The following is a 17,827-nucleotide window of genomic DNA, read 5'->3' as shown; positions in this document are numbered from 1 at the left end:
ATAGCCGTGCCCGTTCTGCGAGAATCCAAGATCAAGAAGGTGTCGACGCAGCATGCTTCGCACAGCCTCTGGATCGTCTACACGGCTGCTGGCTGGCCCGTGATTGGCCCTGCTCACGTGATCATGTCCTATTCGTGTGAATCATCTGAGTACCTTTGGCCGATCCCTATCGCTTGACGCAATACGACGCTAGCCCCGGAGGCCAATAGCTCATAAATCCCCATGTTCTGAGTCCGGAGCCAGTAGCGTGAATCGCCCGCGAGCTCGGCGCCCTCTGAGCTCACAGCGGTAGCCCAAGCTGACTTCTTACGCCCACTCGCTGCTGGTCCCGAGGGTCGAACCCCCTACAACCCCACCCCCACCAACAACACCACCGACCGCCCCGGATCGCTCGCGAACTCCTTGTACCGGCTCAGGAAGCTCCGGTACTCCGCGTTCGTGACATTCCGGACCTGCAGGTCCACGTTGAAGTCCCGGGCGCCCAGGTGGAGCTCACCGCCCAGGTCCAGGTTCAGCACGGCGTGCCCGCCCGTGGCCAGCTCGTTGGCGGCGGCGTCCTCCTTCTCGGCCACCGCCTCCACCTCCACCCCGATTCTGGGGTGCGTGAAGGCTGTGGTCCAGTGGCCCGGGTGCAGCTCGGCCTCGAACGCGGCGTGCGGGGGCGGGATGAACGGGAGGGGCTCGTCGCTGGCCACCCGCCGGCCCTCCACGGCGTCGAAGCGGGCCTCCAGCGTGAGCAGGTCCGTGGGCCGCACCCGCACCAGGGCCTCGCCCCCGTCCAGCTCGGCGTTGGCCTGGGCGTAGCGGAAGACCCGGAGCCCGTTCCGGAACTCGCCGGTCGGGGCCACGAACACGAAGTCGTCGATCCGGTTGTGGTAGCCGGACAGCTCGGCGTGCACCCGGGGCGAATCCCACCGCACGGAGCCGTCCAGGTTCACGCTGGTCTCGGGGGTCAGCTCGGGATCGCCGATCTCGTAGCGGGCCTCGCCCAGCCGGGGTCCGTTCGTGAACAGCTCGAACAGGTTCGGCGCCCGGAAGGCCCGCCCCACGTTGGCGGCCACGGACAGGTTGCCGGTGAGGTTCAGGACCGCCCCCACGTTGCCCACCACCACGTCGCTGGACCGCGTCTGCGCGGCCAGAGCCAGGTCGGCGTTGGCGTCCGCATCGATGGAGTGCGTCTCGGCCCGCACGCCGGCCAGCAGCCGGATCGGCCCCACGCTCGCCTGCTCGAACGCGAACAGCGCGGCGGAGGACGTGGTCGCATCCGGCACCAGCGGCACCGCACCCCGCGTGTCGTTGATCTCACGGAGCAGGCTCACCCCCACCGTGCCGCCGACCCGTTCGCCCCCGTGATGCAGCAGCACGTCCCCGGAGAACGAGTTGAGCGCGAGGTTGAACACCTCGGTCTCGATCTTCTGACCCGGCGTGGAGAGATCGTCCGACAGCTCGGCGATCCAGTGCCGCTGCCACTGGGCCCGCGTCTCCAGCCGCGTGCCGCCCAGCACGTAATTGCCGTCGAGCTGGATGCGGTCGTCGGCGGACTTCCGCTCGGGGCCTTCATCCGCCTCCTCCACGCCCGGAGGGGGACCGTTGGCCTCCAGCAGCTTGTATTCCCCGCCCTGCCGGGAATAGCGCAGCGTGGTGGTGCCGCGCTCCGAGTGCCGCGCGAGGGCCAGCTCGCCCGCCGCCGCGAAGAACCCGGTGTTGTCGATGGGCCCGCTCGGCGTGTGGATGTCCTGGCCCAGCCGGCCCACGCCGGCCACGCGCCAGGCCCAGGCTCCCGAGGCGCCTTCGTGCCGGAGCGATCCGCCCGCCTCGCGGTCGTTGGAGGCCAGGGTGAGCCCCACGCTGGTGCGGGAGGGTCCCGCGTACGGCAGCGGCGCCGGCAGCGCGTTGACCACGCCGCCGATCGCGTCCGACCCGTAGAGCACGCTGGCCGGTCCGCGGATCACCTCCACGCGGTCTTCGAGTGCGGGGTCGATGGCGGGGCCGTCCTCGTCACTCCACGAGTAGTCGCGCAGCGGGTGGCCGTTCTCGAGCACCAGCACCCGGGCGCCCGACAGCCCCCGCACCACCGGCTTGCCGATCTGCTCGCCCGTGGTCAGCGCGTCCACGCCCGGCAGCCCGTCGATGGCGCGGGCCAGCGAGCGGATGCGCCGCCGATCGAGCGCCTCGGGCTCCAGCGTGGTGATGGGCAGCGGGGAGCCCGACGCCGCGGAGGGCGCACGCTCGGCGGTGACACTCAGCGGATCGAGCTGGAGCGGGGCGGCGGCGAGCTCCACCTCGACCAGGCCGGAGACAGGGACGTCCAGCACGATGCGGCGCGCCGCGAAGCCCGGATGGTCCACCACGGCCGTGTAGTGGCCGTCGGGCAGCGGCAGGGCGAACCGGCCATCGGGGCCCGTGGTGACGACCCGCCCGAACTCGGTCACCACCACGCGCGCGTCGGCCACGGCCGTGGAGGTGCCGTCGGTCACGCGACCGCGGACGGTGTCGGGAGCGGGAGTGGAGGCGGTGAGGGCGGGAAGGGAGAGGGAGGCGGCGAGCAGGGTGGCTGCGATCACGAGGCTGTCCAGAATGCGCGGGGCGGGGGACCCGAGCGGATCTCGGTGTTAGGCGAACCTAAGTTGCGGGGGTGGGGAGGTGCCAGGCGCCGGGGGATTGGGTTCGGGCGGCCTGCCTCTCGCCTCCCAGGAGAAGCTGCCTTATCCAAGCGCGACCCAAAAATAGGGTTTGGGCCCGAACCTTATGGATCGGCACCAATATGGACGCGGTGCCCCGCCCCCTCCCGACTCAGTTCACCCGCGGCCGCGTGCCGCTCCCTGGTCGTCCTCCCGTCGCCGGGACGTCCTGGAATTTGGACATCTCCGGGAGGGAGGCCCGCTATCCCTTGGCGGGCCTGGCCGCCTCCAGGTCTTCGAAGAGCTGGATCCGAACCCGACCTTCTGGGAAGCTGGCGGTGATCTCGAGCTCTCCGCCCATCGCTTCGATGAAGCGACGGAGCGAGCTCAAGTACATGTCCGTGCGACGTTCAAGCTTCGAGATCGTCGCTTGGTTCAGGCCGAGCACTTCCGCCAGCTCCTCCTGCGACCAGGCTCGCGCCTGGCGCAACTCCTGGAGTGGCAGTTCCTCCAGAAGCTCCTTGGTGCGCTCGCGGATGCGCTCCTGTCTCTCGGGAGTGAGGCGCTCACGAATCTCACGGAACTTGGTCGCCATCAGATCAATCCCTCGCGTCGGAGGGTTCATCTCGTATGCCATTCAGGCAATATGCATTTGAATGCATACACACTCCATGCCACAATGGGCCCACCTCCAGCTCCCCCCTGAATCCTCCGCACCCCTCCCCGGCTCTCTCCCCTAGAGGACGCCACTCCGGCGTCCACCCACCGAGCCTGGAAGGACGTCATGATCAACGAAGCGGGTTGGGACCGCGCCGCGCGCGTCATCGTGGGACTCGCGCTGCTGGGCCTGGGCTGGGGCGGTGTGGTCACCGGCACGCTCGGGACCGTCTTCAAGTTCCTGGGCTTCGTGCCGCTGCTGACCGGCCTGATCGGCTGGTGCCCGGCCTACTCGCTGTTCGGCTTCCGCACCAACAAGGCCGCGCGCCATGCCTGACGCCTCTGTGGTGCTGGCCTGGTCTCCGACCTGCCCGCACTGCAAGGCGATGATGCCGCTGGTCGAAGGCGTGGCCCGCGACTTCGAGGGCCGCGTCCGCTACCAGTCGCTCAATGTGGCCGAGAATCCGGACGCGGCCCGTGCCCTCGCGGTGCGGGCCGTCCCCACGCTGGTCGCCCTGTCGGGCTCCACCGTGCTGGGCCGCCACCTGGGTGCGGGCGGGGAGGGCGTGGTGCGGGGGCTGTTCCAGTCCGCCCTGGACGGCACCCGCCCGGTCTCCCGCCCCGCGGCCGGCCGCGGGCTGCCCGTCTTCGCGGCGGTGGCCCTGGGCGCGCTGGCCTGGTGGACGGGGGAGGTGGCGGTGCTGGGGACGGCCGCCGTGGGCGTGCTGGCTTGGGGGATCTGGCCGCGAGGTGGGGCAGCGCGCTGACGTCCGGTCAGCCCGCCCGCGGCGGGTTCACATGGGGTGTGGCAACGCTTCGATCCGGAGGATCCGCTCAGACGTGGGCGGACGCCGGCCGCCCCCGCTCCCCCATCCGCGCCCCCAGCACGCCCAGCGCCGGGAAGGCCAGCACCCCGAGCACCCAGAACCAGAGGGGGTTGGGCAGGACGGCCATGTTGTACACGCTGGTCAGCAGCAGGATGACCACCACCACCGCCGCGGCGCCCCGGCTGCCGAGCCGGGCCGCGATCCAGGCGCCCACGAAGGCGCCCGCGGCCCAGGCCAGCACCACGAACAGGAACGCCGTCATGGGCACCGAGGCCACGGCGGCGGCCAGCATGGCCGGATCGCTCCGCTCGGCATCCAGCGGCAGCGGCACGATCGCCTGCCCCACCATCTCCACCAGGAGGATGGCGAGCACGCCCAGGGCCAGGCCCACGACCACTCCCGCGATGTTGCGAACCATCAGCGCTCCTGTCCTCCGTCCTCGGCATCGCAGCGGACCCGGAAGATGTCGCCCGGGCGGCTCCGCACCCACTCCCCCGTGACCACCATCTGGTGCTCGTCCAGGAAGTCGATGGCCTCCCCGGTCATGTTCCGGTTCCAGAAGGAGCAGGCCCCTGCAAGAGTCCAGCCCGCGTCCGTCCGGTCGAAGAAGTAGACCTCCGGGTAGGTCCGGACGGCAAGGCGGCCGCCCGCCGAGATGGCCGCGCCGGTGACCAGGCGCTGCAGCCGGCGGTCGGGCTCGATCGGGAGCCGCTGGCCGGGTCCGAGCGTCACCCGCCCCTTCTGTCCCAGGGCTTCATCCAGCGCCTCGTGCCCGAGCTCGTACAGCGTCACGTGTCCGTGGCGCCCCTTGGTGACCACGATCAGGTCGCCCTCCGCCGTGACCGCCACGGCCTCGGCGTCGTCCGGACCCGTGTCGTACGTGAAGTCGAGCTCGGCCCTGGGCTTCACCTCGCGCGCATCCGGCGCGGGTTCCGGCAGGACGTACAGCGTGACGTCGCGGCGTACGCCGGCATTGTCGCCGGTGTCGGCCACGTACAGGCAGCTCGCCGGCTCCTCCCAGGAGGCCGGGCAGGGCCCCAGGGCGATGTCCTCCCAGTCGCGCGCGCCCGCCCCGTCCAGCTCCACCCGGCCGAGCACCTCGCCTGCCAGGTCGATCGCGAACAGCTCGGCGTCCCCGCCGGAGTCGTTGTGGGTCCACAGCACCCCCGGGTGCGTCCGGCTGACGGCCACCCCGGAGGATTCGCGCACGGCGCGCGGGACGGCCCCCGTGCGCACCAGCACCCGGGCGGGCGGGATGGCCTCCTGCTGCGCCGCCACCGCCTGTTGCCGCTCGCGCGCCACCCAGCCGAGCGCCACCGCGAACATCAGCAGCACCAGCATCAGGACGGGCGCCGCGCCTCCCCGGCGGGAGATCACCGCCCGGCCTCGCCAGCGTCCAGCGCGGCCTGCCGCTCCTGCAACGCGCGGTACGCGCGCGCCGTGCGTGTGCTGGCGTCACTGCGCAGGTCGTCGCAGCGCGCCGCGTTCAGACCCTGCAGCTCGTCGAAGAGCGCGGACGCCGCTTCGAGCACGTAGTCGCGGTGCGTGTGCTCGTGCTTGCGCAGCTCCGTGATGTAGGCGTCCCAGGCGGCCTTCGACGCGGCGTCGCTCGACTCCGCCTCCGTCCAGTCGGGCAGGCGCACGCGCACGCGGGCCACGATGCTCACCACCCGCATGCGACAGGCGCGCCGACTCTCCACGAACTGCCACGACGGCTCCAGCTCGTAGGAGGTCAGACCGTGCTTGCGGCGCCCGGCGGAATCGGCCGGCCCCTCCGCCTGGATCTGCGCGTAGGCTTCGCGGAAGGAGCGACCCTGCACCGCGTAGGTCTCCTCGTCCACGAAGCTGTGCACGCCGTGTCCGAGCGGTGCGTCCCGCCGGGTCTGCGCGGACAGGGAGACGGGGAGGGACAGCGCCACGGCCGCGACCCGCGACAGGAGCCGCCACCGCGTGCGTGCGCGCGGGCCGATCCCGCCCGGTGCGGCGCTCACGGAGCCGGTTGGGTGGCGCCCTTCAGCTTGTGCAGGAAGCGCTGCCGGAACTTGGCCACCTTGGGCGCCACCACCGCACGGCAGTAGCCCTGGCCCGGGTTGTTGCGGAAGTACTCCTGGTGGTACGCCTCCGCCGGGAAGAACTCCGGCACGGGCTCCACCTGCGTGACCAGCGGCGCGTCCCAGATGCCTTCGGCCTCGAGCGCGGTCATCACCGCACGCGCCTCGGCCTCCTGCTCCGGGGAGTGATGGAAGATCACGGAGCGGTACTGCGTCCCCACGTCCGCACCCTGCCGGTTCAGCGTGGTGGGATCGTGGATGGCGAAGAACACCTCCAGGATCTCCCGGTAGGTGATGACCGACGGATCGAACGTGACCTGCACCACTTCGGCGTGGCCGGTGGTGCCGGTGCAGACCTGCTCGTAGCTGGGATTCCTGCGGTGCCCGCCGGCGTAGCCGGACACCACCGACGTGACACCCTGGAGCTGCTCGTAGACGGCTTCCAAGCACCAGAAGCACCCGCCGCCGAGGGTGGCGACCTGCGAGGCTGCGGCGTTCACGGCTCCTCCTGCACGGCATGGGGCGTCCGACGGGTGGACGTGGAATACGTCGGCCGCTGCCGGGGGTTCCGACCCGCGCTACTCCCGCAACGCCATGCGGTTGGGCGGCGAGGGCCGGAAGCGCCAGAGCACGTACGGAGCGCTCTCCGCCCGGTGCAGCGGCGACTGGAACAGCACGTCCGGCAGGCCGGCGTCGGCGATGTAGACCCACCCCTCGCCGGTGCTCCAGAAGCCCGAGGGCCAGCGGATCTGCTCGCCCCGGATCAGCATCTGCACGGCGTCGCCCCGCAGGCGCGCCACGCCTCCATGCTCCACGTCCCCCACCAGCACGTTGCCCCAGCGGTCGAACGCCACCGCGTCGGACAGTGGCTTGCGGCCCACGTCCTCCAGGTGCGACGCCAGGCCTCCGCGCGGCTCCGTCCCGGTCAGCAGCTCGGTGGAGATGCGGTAGAGGCGATCGTGGGACAGCGCCGTCAGGTAGAGCCACTCGCCGTCCCAGCTCAAGGCCACGCCGCTCAAGCCGGCCTTGAAGGCCACGAGTCCCTTGTAGTAGACCAGGTCCCGCTGGGCCGTGCGCACGATCCAGTCCTGCGGCATGAACCCGGGATGGCCCTCCAGCACGCGGCGGCTGCGTCGCTTGCGCACGTCGTAGATGACCAGCGCGGGATTGCGCCGCACGATGCTCGCGTCGGCGATGAAGACGTAGTTCCCGTCGCGCGTCACCTGCATGTCGGCGTAGTACGAGCCGATCTCGGCCACGTCCGGGACGAAGGCGTGCTCGTGCACCACCCGGTTGGCGTGCAGGTTGAAGGCGTAGATCCGGTGCGGCTCGATGCCCATGGAACCGCCGTCCAGCACCCACAGGCGTCCGTCCCCGTCCAGCGCCAGCGCCGAAGGCGCACGCAACTGGGCCTGGAAGGCCTCGTTGGGATAGGCGATGGGGCGGCCGTCCACGATCTCGAAGAGCTTGGCCCCGTCCGCCTCCATGGCCGGGTGGGCCACGAAGAACGTCCGGCCCTCGGCGGTCACGATGACCTTGGCCGGGGGGAGCGCCAGCTCCGCCACCTTCTCGAGACGGTCCTGATCGATGCCCTCCGCCACGGTGAGCTCGGGGAAGGGCTTGCCGCCGCCGTAGCGCAGACGCACTCCCAGTCCCACGACCGCCGTCACGCCGAGCACCAGCAGCAGGAGATGCTGGACCAGCTTCATCGATGCCTGACACACTCCAGGGGGAGCCCCGGTGTGGCACCCCTGCAAAGCATGCATGGGAGCGCACTTGCGCGACTTTGTGTCGCGATTCCACCACGGGCCGTGCATCTGGAGGGTGCATTCTGTGTGCCGATCCCACACCGCGGGGGGCGTGGGCCCGCGCCGGGTCAGTGACCGGGTCGGGGCACGAAACGGGGGACCCGACGAGCGTATTCGGTCCAGGCATGACCGAACCGGTCGGCGAGCTCCCGCTCCTCCAGCCCCACCACCCCGAACAGGGCCAGCGAGGCGGCCAGCGAGAGGACGTAGGCCCCCGTGTGGTTGGCGACCAGCGCCCACCCGGTGGTGGTGAGCAGCACGGCCACGTAGCGCGGGTGCCGCACCCGGCCGTAGATGCCCTCCGTGAGGAGGCGGCCGGGTCGGGCCTGGGACAGCTCGGGCACCCCGGCCAGCACCCGGAGGCGGAGCTGACGCCGGCAGCGGCGCTCCACCCCCAGGCCCAGCCCGTACAGCAGCAGGCCCGGCAGGACGGTGGCCCACGTGAAGCCCAGATCGGCCCCGATGAGCGACGCCCGGACGGCCAGACCGGCCAGGACCGCCCCGACCAGCGCGGGCAGCAGGATGGCCAGCGAGACCGCGGGTCCCAGACGCCGCCAGCGCTCCGCGAAGGGATGGACGGCGTACCAGTAGAGCACGCCGGGCGGGTAGCCGATCACCAGGAGCACCGCCATCCAGTGGCGCACCACGTCCACCGGTGCGTCTCCCACGGAGACCTCAGCCCTTGGGTTTGCGGGCGCGGGTGGACCAGGCGGCCGCCAGCTCCACCCCGAACGCGCCCAGGGCCACGACCACACCCAGCGCCACCCACTGCAGCGCGGTGGACTGGACGGTGGCGGCGTCGGCCGCGACCAGACGCAGGCTCATCCACAGCACCATCGAGAAGGGGATGCCCACCACGAACAGCAGCGCGACCAGCACCCAGCGGCGGAACGAGGCCATGGCCATGGCCATGCTGCCGGTCGCCATGAGCGCGCTGCCCCCGAAAGCCTGACCCACCTCCGGCGGCGTCGACAGGACGCCGAAGAACGCGACGGCCACGCCGGCCAGACAGGCCAGCGCGCCCGCGAGCGTGCGTGCGAACGGGGAGACCCAGCCCGCGGCCACCACCAGTGCGAGTCCTCCGAGGGTCCAGGGTACCGCCGTCATCCGTCCACTCCCGCTCCGCGTTCCGTCCCGGCTCATGGCTGCGCGCCGCCTCTCCCCCGTATCCTACATCATGAGCAACGCACGCACGACGCCTCCGGGAGGACGCTCCGCCATGAACACGCCCACCCTGTCTTCGACTGCGCTCGGGACCGGCGCGTTCCTTTTCGCGTCGCTGCTGGCGCCCGCGCTGGCGGCCCAGGAAACCCCGGCCGCCGGGGACAGCAGCGCGTCCAAGGCTTCGCTCCCGCTGCCCGCGGAGCGCTCCTTCACGCTGGATACGGACGAGGGGTCCTGGATCTCGCTGGACGTGAGCCCCGACGGACGCACCATCGCGTTCGACCTGCTCGGCGACCTCTACACGGTGCCGATCGGCGGGGGCGACGCCCGTCGCATCACGAGCGGACTCGCCTTCGACGCGCAGCCGGTCTACAGCCCGGATGGCTCGAAGCTGCTCTTCGTCTCCGACCGCTCCGGCGGGCAGAACCTGTGGACGCTGGAGCTGGCCAGCGGCGACACGGCGCAGATCACCAAGGGGAACGACAACGGCTGGGTCTCGCCCGAATGGACGCCGGACGGCGAATACGTGCTGGCCTCGCGCAGCGAGTCGCGGCTCGGCGTGGTCAAGCTTTGGATGGGCCACGTGGACGGCGGCAGCGGCCGCGTGCTGATGGAGGATCCCGATCCCCTGAAGACGGTCGGCGCCGCAGTGAGCCCGGACGGCCGTTGGATCTGGCACGGACGCCGGATGCGGAGCTGGGACTACAACGCGTCGTTCCCGCAGTACCAGATCGCGGTGTACGATCGCGACACGGGTCGCACCTACACGCGCTCGTCGCGCTACGGCTCCGCGTTCCGGCCCACGCTCTCGCCGGACGGCCGCTGGCTGGTGTACGGATCGCGCTTCGAGGACCAGACCGGGCTGCGCCTGCGCGACCTGGAGAGCGGCGCCGAGCGCTGGCTGGTCTACCCGGTGCAGCGTGACGACCTGGAGTCGATCGCGGACCGCGACGCGCTGCCCGGCATGTCGTTCACGCCGGATTCGCGTGAGCTGGTGGCGTCCTGGGGGGGCAGGATCTGGCGCGTGCCCGTCGCCGGTGGGGATCCGGTCGCCGTTCCCTTCCGCGTGCGGGAGGAGATCGCGATGGGACCCGAGGTACGCTTCTCCTACGACATCGCGGACACGCCGGAGTTCACCGTGCGGCAGATCCGCGATGCGGTGCCCTCGCCGGACGGCGCACGCCTCGCCTTCACCGCGCTCGACAAGCTCTACGTCATGGACTACCCGTCCGGCACGCCGCGGCGGCTGACCGAGGGACCGGCCGGCACCACCGAGGCGTATCCGACCTGGTCGCCGGACGGACAGTGGGTGGCCTGGGTGACGTGGACGCCGGACGGCGGCCACATCCACCGCCGCCGCGCGAACGGACAGGGACAGGCGCAGCAGCTCACGCGCATGGCCGCGACCTGGCAGCAGCTCGCCTGGTCTCCGGACGGAGAGCGCATCGTGGCCATCCGCGGGCCCGCGCGCGCCTACCAGGAGGCCACCGGCCCCAACGCGCCCGGTGCCGAGGAGGACCTGGTGTGGATCCCGGCCGCGGGCGGGGACGCCACGGCCATCGCGCCCACGGAGGGCCGCTCCACGCCGCACTTCGCCACGGATCCGGACCGCATCTGGCTGACGCACGGCCAGAACGGGCTCGTCTCCATCCGTTGGGACGGCACGGACGAGCGGCAGCACGTCAAGGTGGTGGGCAACACCCGCCCCGAGGCGCCCTCGCCCAACACGGCGTCGGTGATCCTCAAGGCGCCCCGGGGCGACCAGGCCCTCGCGCAGGTCAACAACGACCTGTACGTGGTGACCGTCCCCTACGTGGGTGGCGAGACGCCGATCATCTCGGTCGCCAATCCTGCCAACGCGGCCTTCCCGGCCCGCAAGCTCACCGTGGTGGGCGGGCAGTTCCCGGCGTGGGCGTCGGACGGCCGCAGCGTGCACTGGTCGATCGGCAACGCGCACTTCGTCTACGACCTGGATCGCGCCGAAGCGGTGGAGGATTCGATCGCCGATGCGCGCCGGGCCAATCCGTCCGACACGACGTCCTCCGGCGACGATGCCTACGAGGCCGCGGAGACCCGCATCCGCATCCAGGCCACGCGCGACCTGCCCGAAGGCGTGGTGGCGCTGCGCGGCGCCCGCGTGATCACCATGCGGGGAGACGAGGTGATCGAGAACGCGGACGTGGTGGTGCGCAACAACCGCATCGCCGCGGTGGGCCCGCGCGGCCAGGTGGACATCCCGGCCGGTGCGGAGGAGATCGACGTGAGTGGCCGCACGATCGTGCCGGGGTTCGTGGACACCCACTCCCACATGTGGCCCAGTTGGGGCATCCACAAGAGCCAGGTCTGGATGTACATGGCCAACCTGGCGTACGGCGTGACCACGACGCGCGATCCGCAGACGTCCAGCACGGACGTGATCACGTACGGGGACCTCGTGGACGCGGGCGAGGTGCTGGGACCGCGCGTCTACTCGACGGGGCCCGGCGTGTTCGGTGACTACGTCGAGGATCCGATCCGCGACCTCGAGCACGCGCGCGACATCCTCCGGCGCTACAGCGAGTACTACGACACCAAGACCATCAAGATGTACATGGCCGGCAACCGCCAGCAGCGGCAGTGGGTCATCATGGCGGCCAAGGAGCAGGAGTTGATGCCCACCACCGAAGGTGGGCTGATGTTCGCGTACGACCTCACCATGATGCTGGACGGCTATCCCGGTCAGGAGCACTCGCTGCCCATCTATCCCATCTACGGGGACGTGGTGGAGCTGGCCGCCCGCTCCGCCATCACGTACACGCCCACGTTGCTGGTGTCGTATGGCGGTCCGTTCTCGGAGAACTACTTCTACGCCACCGAGAACCCGCACGCGGACGAGAAGCTGCGGCGCTTCACGCCGCACGAGGACCTGGATTCGCGCACACGCCGCCGCAACGACGGCTGGTTCATGGACGAGGAGTACGTCTTCGAGGAGCACGCGCGCGGGTTGAAGCAGATCTACGACGCGGGCGGACGCATCGGCGTCGGCAGCCACGGGCAGCTGCAGGGCCTGGGCTACCACTGGGAGCTGTGGGCCGTGCAGTCGGGTGGGCTGGAGGAGCATGAAGCGCTGCGCGCCGCGACGCAGATGGGCGCCGAGGCCCTGGGGCTGGGGAGGAGCTGGGCTCCATCGAGGGCGGCAAGCTGGCCGACCTGCTGGTGCTGGACGCCAACCCCCTGGACGACATCCGCAACAGCAACACCATCCGGTACGTGATGAAGAACGGTCGGCTGTACGAAGGGGACACCCTGGACGAGGTCTGGCCACGCCAGCGGCCGCTGGGCCAGCCGAGCTGGGTCATCGCCGAGCCGGGCGCGGACGCGCGGGTCCCGCGCTGAGGCACACGTGCGACGGGGAGCCGCGGCGGTGTGAAGTCCCGCCGCGGAGCCCCGTCCGGCGGCGTTCCGGGCGGCGGCGCGTCCTCGCGTCCGCCGTCCTGCTGCTCCTGGGCGCGCTGTCCGGGCCGGCCGCGGGTCAGGAGCGGTGTACCGCGCCGGAGGCGCGGGTCCGCATCGACCACGTGGTTGTCCCCGTGGATGATCTGGATGGCGCCTCGCGTGCGTGGCGCGAGGCCGGCTTCACGCTCAAGGAGGGCCGGCTCCACCCGAACGGGCTCCGCAACCGGCACGTGAAGCTCGCCGACGGGAGCAGCGTGGAACTCATGGCTGTCGTGGGCGAGCCCACGGACGCCCTGGCGCTGGGGTACCGCCGCTTCCTGCAGGACGGAGAGGGCGGCGCCTTCCTGGCGCTGGGCGCTCCGGCGGAGAGCGTAGCCACCGCGGCCACGCGGGTGGGCATCCCGGTCGAGCGCAGCGGCGGCGGCCCCTTCCGCTACGTGGTCCCCTCGGGCTCCGGCCGGGACGCGGTGTTCTTCATCGAGTACGCCACGCCCGTGGTCGATCCCGACTCCCTGACCACCCACGCCAACGGGTCCACGGGCACCGCCGAGGTCGTGGTGGAGGCGGACGCCGGGCTCGTGTCCCTGCTCGAGGCGCTGGGCGGTGTACCCTGCGAGGACGAATTGGCGCCTATGTCCAGGGGACGTCGCATCGCCGTGGCGGATGGCGTGGTCACGGTGGTGCCCGCGCCCGAAGGGGCGCGCCCACGGGTGCGGGTGGTGCGCCTCCGACGGGCCGGCGAGCGCCCGCGCGCGGCGTTCCTGCGTTTGAATGGGGTGGACGTGGTCTGGCCGGAGTCATGAGGATGGCGCGCGAATGCGTCGCCGCGCGCGAACGATCGCGTGGTCGCGCCGGAGGTCGTGCGCTTCCCTGGCTCGGGGACGTCCCTGGTGCGATACTCGCGGTCCCTTTGTCCCGGAGCACGGTGCGTGCGGCAACCAGCGAACAGCGGCTCGGTCTTCGACGGCGCGGCGGCGTGCTACGACCGCGTGCGTCCTGGCTACCCGGCCGCGGTGATGCCGGAGGCGATCCGGCTCGCGGGCCTCGGGCGCGGGGACCGCGTTCTGGAGGTCGGCTGCGGGACCGGACAGGCCACGCTGCCACTGGCACGTGAGGGACTGGAGATCGTCGCGCTGGAGCCCGGCCCGGCGCTGGCCCGGATCGCCCAGGCGCGGCTCGCGGGATTCCCCAATGTCGAGGTGGTCCTGGAGCCCTTCGAGGCGTACGGCGCGCCGCACGCGCGGTTCGCCGCGGTGATCGCCGCGACGTCCTTCCACTGGCTCGATCCCGACGTCCGGGTCCGCCGCGCCGCCGAGCTGGTCCGCCGGGGCGGCGCCCTGGTGCTCCTCTCGAACGTGCAGCGACTCAGCTTCAGCGAGTTCTTCGAGCGCGTCCAGGCGGTCTATCAGGTCCACCTGCCGGAGTGGCCCGCGCGGGATCTCGCGGCCACCTGGAGCCACATCCCGGAGCAGATCGAGGACGTGGACCGCGGAGGATGGTTCGAGACGGTCGCGGTGCGGACCTTCGATTGGCGCGTGGCGTATCCGCGCGACCGCTACCTGGAGCTGCTGCGCACGTTCTCCGACCACCGGAGCCTTCCGGAGCCGCGGCTCACCGCGTTGCTCGCGGACATCGGCACGCTGATCGACGCCGAGTTCGACGGCCGCGTGGTGCAACCCTGGCGCACCATCCTGCAGGTGGCGCGCCGGTCGGCCCAGGGTGTCGAGGTCGAGGCGTCCTGAGGGACTGCGGGGTCCCCAACCTCAGCCCCACTGAGGGACTGCGGGGGTCCCCAGCCTCAGCCCCAGTTGGGTCGAGCCCCCTCCGCGTCCACCACCCAGAACCCGAGATCGGAGCCGGTCCGCATCTTGGTGATCCAGAGGATCTGCCCCGTGTGCTGGGAGAAGTGCTCCACCACGTGGTAGATGGCCTCCAGCACGCTCACGTCCATCCCCTGGATCGTGCGCCGTTCGAGCAGGAGCGCGGGGTCCTGCGCGGCGCGTTGCTCCAGGCTCACCAGGGCCGCCTCCACCTCCCCGAGCGCGCTCGCCATGCGGGCCCGGAGCAGCTCGGTGGACAGGGGTCCCTGCTCCGCGAACTCGTAGTCGCGATCCCGCAGGTCGGTCTGCCCATCCACGCCGGCCACGATCCACTGCCGCGCATTCCCGGACAGGTGCAGGACCAGGTTGCCGATCGAATTGCTGCCGGCGTCCGGCCGCCACCAGATGTCCTGGTCGGTGAGCAGGTCCAGGCAGCGCTCGATCTTGGGTCGGTACTCGCCCAGGAGGTGGCGCCGCGACGTGCGCAGGAAGGCGAGGGCGAGGGAGGGGGACAGCGGCATCGATGGGGTCCGGACAGGGGGCCGAGGGAGCGTACAGGTCCGGGGCCAACATAGGCGGGTTCGGCCCGGGGCGGCAGCGGGCGAGACGGTGGGCGCGCCGCGAGGAACCTCCGCACCGCGCCCGCCGTAGGGGTCCGACACGCGGCAGGACGGCACGTCCGTGCCCGTGCGGCCGCTTCCCCTTGTCGCCCTAGGGGAACGATGCGAGCTTTCCCCTGGTCATCATAGGGGAACAGACGGCCCCAACCCCGGATGTCCATGCAGCGCTTCCCAGGTCTCCGCCGCGTGCTCCGCCTCGCGCCTCTCGGGCGCGACGTGGACGGCGAGGTGGACGACGAGCTGGCTCTCCACCTGGATCTGAAGGTGGCCGAGCTGATGCGGGAGGGCTGGTCGGAGGCGGAGGCCCGCGCGGAGGCGCGGCGCCGCTTCGGGGACTACGAGGGGATCCGGCGCGAGGTCGCCGAGATCGCAGGCCGTCGCCGACGCAAGGTGGAGCGGATGGAGCGGATGGGGCGGTGGCGGCAGGACCTGCGGTACGGCATCCGACAGATCGGACGGCATCCCGGGTTCGCGGCGGTGGCGGTGCTCACCCTGGCGCTGGGGATCGGCGCGACCACGGCCATCTTCAGCGTGGTCAGCGGCGTCCTCCTGCGGTCCCTGCCCTTCGCGGATGCGGAGCGCCTGGTGCGCGTGTGGGTGGACCCGACCAATTCCATGTCCGAACCGGACTTCGTGGACGTGCGCGATGAGGGCGCCGCCATCGAGGCGCTGGCCGGCTACTCCACGTCGGACGTGACGCTCACAGGCGATGGCGAGCCGTCGCTCCTCACCTCCGCACAGGTCTCCGAGGGCCTGTTGTCCATCTTCCAGGTCACGCCGGTGCTGGGCCGCGACCTGCGCGAGGACGAGCACGGCGCCAACGCCGCGCCCGTGGCCGTGATCAGCTACGGCACCTGGCAGCAGCTGTTCGCCGGTGCCAGCGACGTGCTCGGACGCACGCTCGTGATCAACGGCGTGACCACCGAGATCGTGGGTGTGGCACCGGAGGGCTTCGAGTTCCCGCGCACGGTGCAGATCTGGATGCCGCGACAGATCAATCCCGACGGCTGTGGCCGTGGGTGCCATACCTGGGTGACCGTCGGACGGCTCGCGGAGGGTGCGACGATCCAGCAGGCGCAGGCCGAGGCGGACCGGCTCGCCAGCGCGCTCGCAGCCGAGTTCCCCGACTCCAACACGGACAAGCGCTTCGCCATCGTCTCCCTGCAGGACGACATGGTCGGCGACGTGCGCGCCGGCCTGTGGGTGGTGCTGGCGTCGGTGATCGCGGTGCTGCTGATCGCCTGCGCCAACGTGGCCAACCTGCTGCTGGTGCGAGCCACGGCCCGGACCGGCGAGATGGCCGTGCGGGGTGCGCTCGGCGCCAGCCGCGGTCGGCTGGCGACGCAGATGCTGGTGGAGAGCGGCCTGCTGGCCGCGGCCGGTGGCGCGCTCGGGCTGCTGCTCGCCTGTGGCGGCGTCGGAGCGCTGCGCGGGCTGTCCTCCGGCACCATCCCACGCATCGAGGACGTCCGCGTGGACGGCCCGGTCCTGCTCTTCGCGCTGGCGATCGTCGTCGTGGTCACCCTGCTGGTGGGGCTGGTCCCCGCGCTGCGCTCATCCGAGTCCGCGCCGGCTGCCGACCTCGCCCACGCCGGCCGGGGCCGGAGCGGCAGCGCCCGTCAGGGTCCGCGCCGGCTGCTGGTGGCGCTCGAGGTGGGGCTGTCCGTGGTGCTGCTGATCGCGGCCGGCCTGATGCTCCGCACGTTCAACCAGATGTACCAGGTAGACCTCGGGTACGAGGTGGAATCGCTCACGCGCTTCCGGCTGAGCCTGCCCGATGTGCAGTACGACACCCTGCCCGAGATCCGCACGTTCTACCGCACGTTGGAGCAGCGGCTGGCCGGTCTACCGGGCGTGGAGGCCGTGGGCACGGCGTTCGGCGCGCCGTTGGCGCGCGGCACGATGACCGGCGACCTGCGCATCGAGGGGCAGCCCGAGCCGGAGCCGTCGCAGGAGATCCCCGCCTCGGTGCGTTCGGTCAGTCCGGACTACCTGGAGACGATGCGCATCCCCGTGGTGCGCGGCCGGCCGATCCTTGCCAGTGACGATGCCGGTGGACCCCAGGTTACCCTGATCAACGAGGAGATGGCACGGCGCGCCTTCCCCGGAGAGGACCCGATCGGTCGGCGCATCGGTGTGACCGCGGATTTCGGGTACGGGTCCGAGGAATACTGGGAGGTCGTGGGCATCGTCGGCGACACCCGCAGCCGCTCGGTCACCGAGGAGCCGGTGCCGGAGATGTACGTGCCGCATGGCCGCTACGGACCGGGCTTCGTGTGGGTGACCGTACGCTCCAGCGCCGAGGCCCCCGTGTCGCTCGCGGCGATCCGGGAGCAGGTCCGCGCGCTGGACCCGGACCTGCCCATCCGCGACTTCGAGCAGGTCCGCGAGGCGGTGTCGCGCCAGGTGGCGCCCACCCGCTTCTACATGCTGCTGATCGGCCTCTTCGCCGGGCTGGCGCTGCTGCTGGCGGCGGTGGGCATCTACGGCGTGCTGTCCTACCTGGTCTCCACGCGCACACGCGAGATCGGCGTGCGGGTCGCGCTCGGCGCGGACCGCGGCCGCATCGTCCGGCTCACCGTGCTGGAGGGGCTGGCCCCCGCGCTGCTCGGTCTGGGGGCCGGCATCGTGGCCGCGCTGGTGGGCGCGCGCGTCATGGAGTCCCTGTTGTTCGGGGTGGCGCCGCGCGATCCACTCGTGCTGATCGGCATTCCGATCGTCCTGCTGGCGGTGGCGCTCGTGGCCGTCGCCATTCCATCCTTCCGTGCCGCGCGCATCGATCCCGCGCTCGCGCTGCGCGCGGAGTGACCGTCACGAAAGGCGA

The 17,827-nt window shown here is 71.5% G+C and carries 17 protein-coding genes; 7 read left to right on the top strand and 10 right to left on the bottom strand.

Going from position 1 to position 17,827, the window contains the following annotated elements; genetic code table 11:
• Window positions 1–344: 344 nt before the first annotated feature.
• Complete coding sequence (locus R3E98_20545; GenBank protein ID MEZ4425796.1) at window positions 345–2,564, bottom strand: TonB-dependent receptor; 2,220 nt, start codon at window positions 2,562–2,564, stop codon at window positions 345–347.
• A gap of 319 nt (window positions 2,565–2,883) precedes the next feature.
• Window positions 2,884–3,216 (bottom strand): XRE family transcriptional regulator, encoded by a 333-nt coding sequence (locus tag R3E98_20540; GenBank protein MEZ4425795.1) that lies wholly within the window; start codon window positions 3,214–3,216, stop codon window positions 2,884–2,886.
• A gap of 189 nt (window positions 3,217–3,405) precedes the next feature.
• Between R3E98_20540 and R3E98_20535 the strand changes: the two genes are divergently transcribed.
• Complete coding sequence (locus R3E98_20535) at window positions 3,406–3,615, top strand: DUF2892 domain-containing protein (protein MEZ4425794.1); 210 nt, start codon at window positions 3,406–3,408, stop codon at window positions 3,613–3,615.
• Window positions 3,608–4,045 carry a thioredoxin family protein gene (locus tag R3E98_20530; GenBank protein MEZ4425793.1) on the top strand — a complete coding sequence of 146 codons (438 nt, stop codon included), beginning with the start codon at window positions 3,608–3,610 and terminating at the stop codon, window positions 4,043–4,045. The genes R3E98_20535 and R3E98_20530 overlap by 8 nt, the downstream gene beginning before the upstream one ends.
• Window positions 4,046–4,112: 67 nt before the next feature.
• On the opposite strand, the gene R3E98_20525 is transcribed toward R3E98_20530, so the two are convergent.
• The 7 genes from R3E98_20525 to R3E98_20495 all read right to left on the bottom strand — a co-directional run bounded on the left by R3E98_20525 (window position 4,113) and on the right by R3E98_20495 (window position 9,071).
• Entirely contained in the window at window positions 4,113–4,523 is a 411-nt protein-coding gene (locus R3E98_20525) for a hypothetical protein (protein MEZ4425792.1), read from the bottom strand.
• Complete coding sequence (locus R3E98_20520) at window positions 4,523–5,482, bottom strand: hypothetical protein (GenBank protein MEZ4425791.1); 960 nt, start codon at window positions 5,480–5,482, stop codon at window positions 4,523–4,525. The genes R3E98_20525 and R3E98_20520 overlap by 1 nt, the downstream gene beginning before the upstream one ends.
• Window positions 5,479–6,096, bottom strand: coding sequence for a DUF922 domain-containing protein (locus tag R3E98_20515; GenBank protein ID MEZ4425790.1), 618 nt, complete (start codon window positions 6,094–6,096; stop codon window positions 5,479–5,481). The genes R3E98_20520 and R3E98_20515 overlap by 4 nt, the downstream gene beginning before the upstream one ends.
• Window positions 6,093–6,656, bottom strand: coding sequence for a peptide-methionine (S)-S-oxide reductase MsrA (gene msrA / locus R3E98_20510; protein MEZ4425789.1), 564 nt, complete (start codon window positions 6,654–6,656; stop codon window positions 6,093–6,095). Before msrA ends, R3E98_20515 begins: the two co-directional genes overlap by 4 nt.
• Before the next feature lie 78 nt (window positions 6,657–6,734).
• Window positions 6,735–7,865: an L-dopachrome tautomerase-related protein gene (locus R3E98_20505; protein ID MEZ4425788.1), complete on the bottom strand. Its 1,131-nt coding sequence runs from the start codon at window positions 7,863–7,865 to the stop codon at window positions 6,735–6,737.
• A 167-nt stretch (window positions 7,866–8,032) separates the two neighbouring features.
• Window positions 8,033–8,632 carry an isoprenylcysteine carboxylmethyltransferase family protein gene (locus R3E98_20500; protein MEZ4425787.1) on the bottom strand — a complete coding sequence of 200 codons (600 nt, stop codon included), beginning with the start codon at window positions 8,630–8,632 and terminating at the stop codon, window positions 8,033–8,035.
• 7 nt (window positions 8,633–8,639) lie between these two features.
• Window positions 8,640–9,071 carry a hypothetical protein gene (locus R3E98_20495; protein ID MEZ4425786.1) on the bottom strand — a complete coding sequence of 144 codons (432 nt, stop codon included), beginning with the start codon at window positions 9,069–9,071 and terminating at the stop codon, window positions 8,640–8,642.
• Between the two features lie 112 nt (window positions 9,072–9,183).
• On the opposite strand from R3E98_20495, the gene R3E98_20490 reads away from it, so the two are divergent.
• The 4 genes from R3E98_20490 (at window position 9,184) to R3E98_20475 (ending at window position 14,305) form a co-directional block, all read left to right on the top strand.
• On the top strand, window positions 9,184–12,381 hold the full coding sequence (locus R3E98_20490; GenBank protein ID MEZ4425785.1) for an amidohydrolase: 3,198 nt from the start codon (window positions 9,184–9,186) through the stop codon (window positions 12,379–12,381).
• On the top strand, window positions 12,324–12,503 hold the full coding sequence (locus R3E98_20485; GenBank protein MEZ4425784.1) for a hypothetical protein: 180 nt from the start codon (window positions 12,324–12,326) through the stop codon (window positions 12,501–12,503). The genes R3E98_20490 and R3E98_20485 overlap by 58 nt, the downstream gene beginning before the upstream one ends.
• A gap of 182 nt (window positions 12,504–12,685) precedes the next feature.
• Window positions 12,686–13,366, top strand: a complete 681-nt coding sequence (locus tag R3E98_20480; protein MEZ4425783.1) for a VOC family protein — start codon at window positions 12,686–12,688, stop codon at window positions 13,364–13,366.
• Between the two features lie 126 nt (window positions 13,367–13,492).
• Window positions 13,493–14,305, top strand: coding sequence for a class I SAM-dependent methyltransferase (locus R3E98_20475; GenBank protein ID MEZ4425782.1), 813 nt, complete (start codon window positions 13,493–13,495; stop codon window positions 14,303–14,305).
• 56 nt (window positions 14,306–14,361) lie between these two features.
• On the opposite strand, the gene R3E98_20470 is transcribed toward R3E98_20475, so the two are convergent.
• Window positions 14,362–14,904 carry a DinB family protein gene (locus R3E98_20470; GenBank protein MEZ4425781.1) on the bottom strand — a complete coding sequence of 181 codons (543 nt, stop codon included), beginning with the start codon at window positions 14,902–14,904 and terminating at the stop codon, window positions 14,362–14,364.
• A gap of 258 nt (window positions 14,905–15,162) precedes the next feature.
• Here R3E98_20470 and R3E98_20465 point away from each other — a divergent pair, with 258 nt between their 5' ends.
• On the top strand, window positions 15,163–17,811 hold the full coding sequence (locus tag R3E98_20465) for an ABC transporter permease (protein MEZ4425780.1): 2,649 nt from the start codon (window positions 15,163–15,165) through the stop codon (window positions 17,809–17,811).
• Window positions 17,812–17,827 lie beyond the last annotated feature (16 nt).

This window comes from Gemmatimonadota bacterium (assembly GCA_041390125.1).
In the GTDB taxonomy this organism is placed as follows: Bacteria; Gemmatimonadota; Gemmatimonadetes; order Longimicrobiales; family Gaopeijiaceae; genus JAGQIF01.
This window is presented reverse-complemented; position numbering and strand designations above follow the sequence as displayed.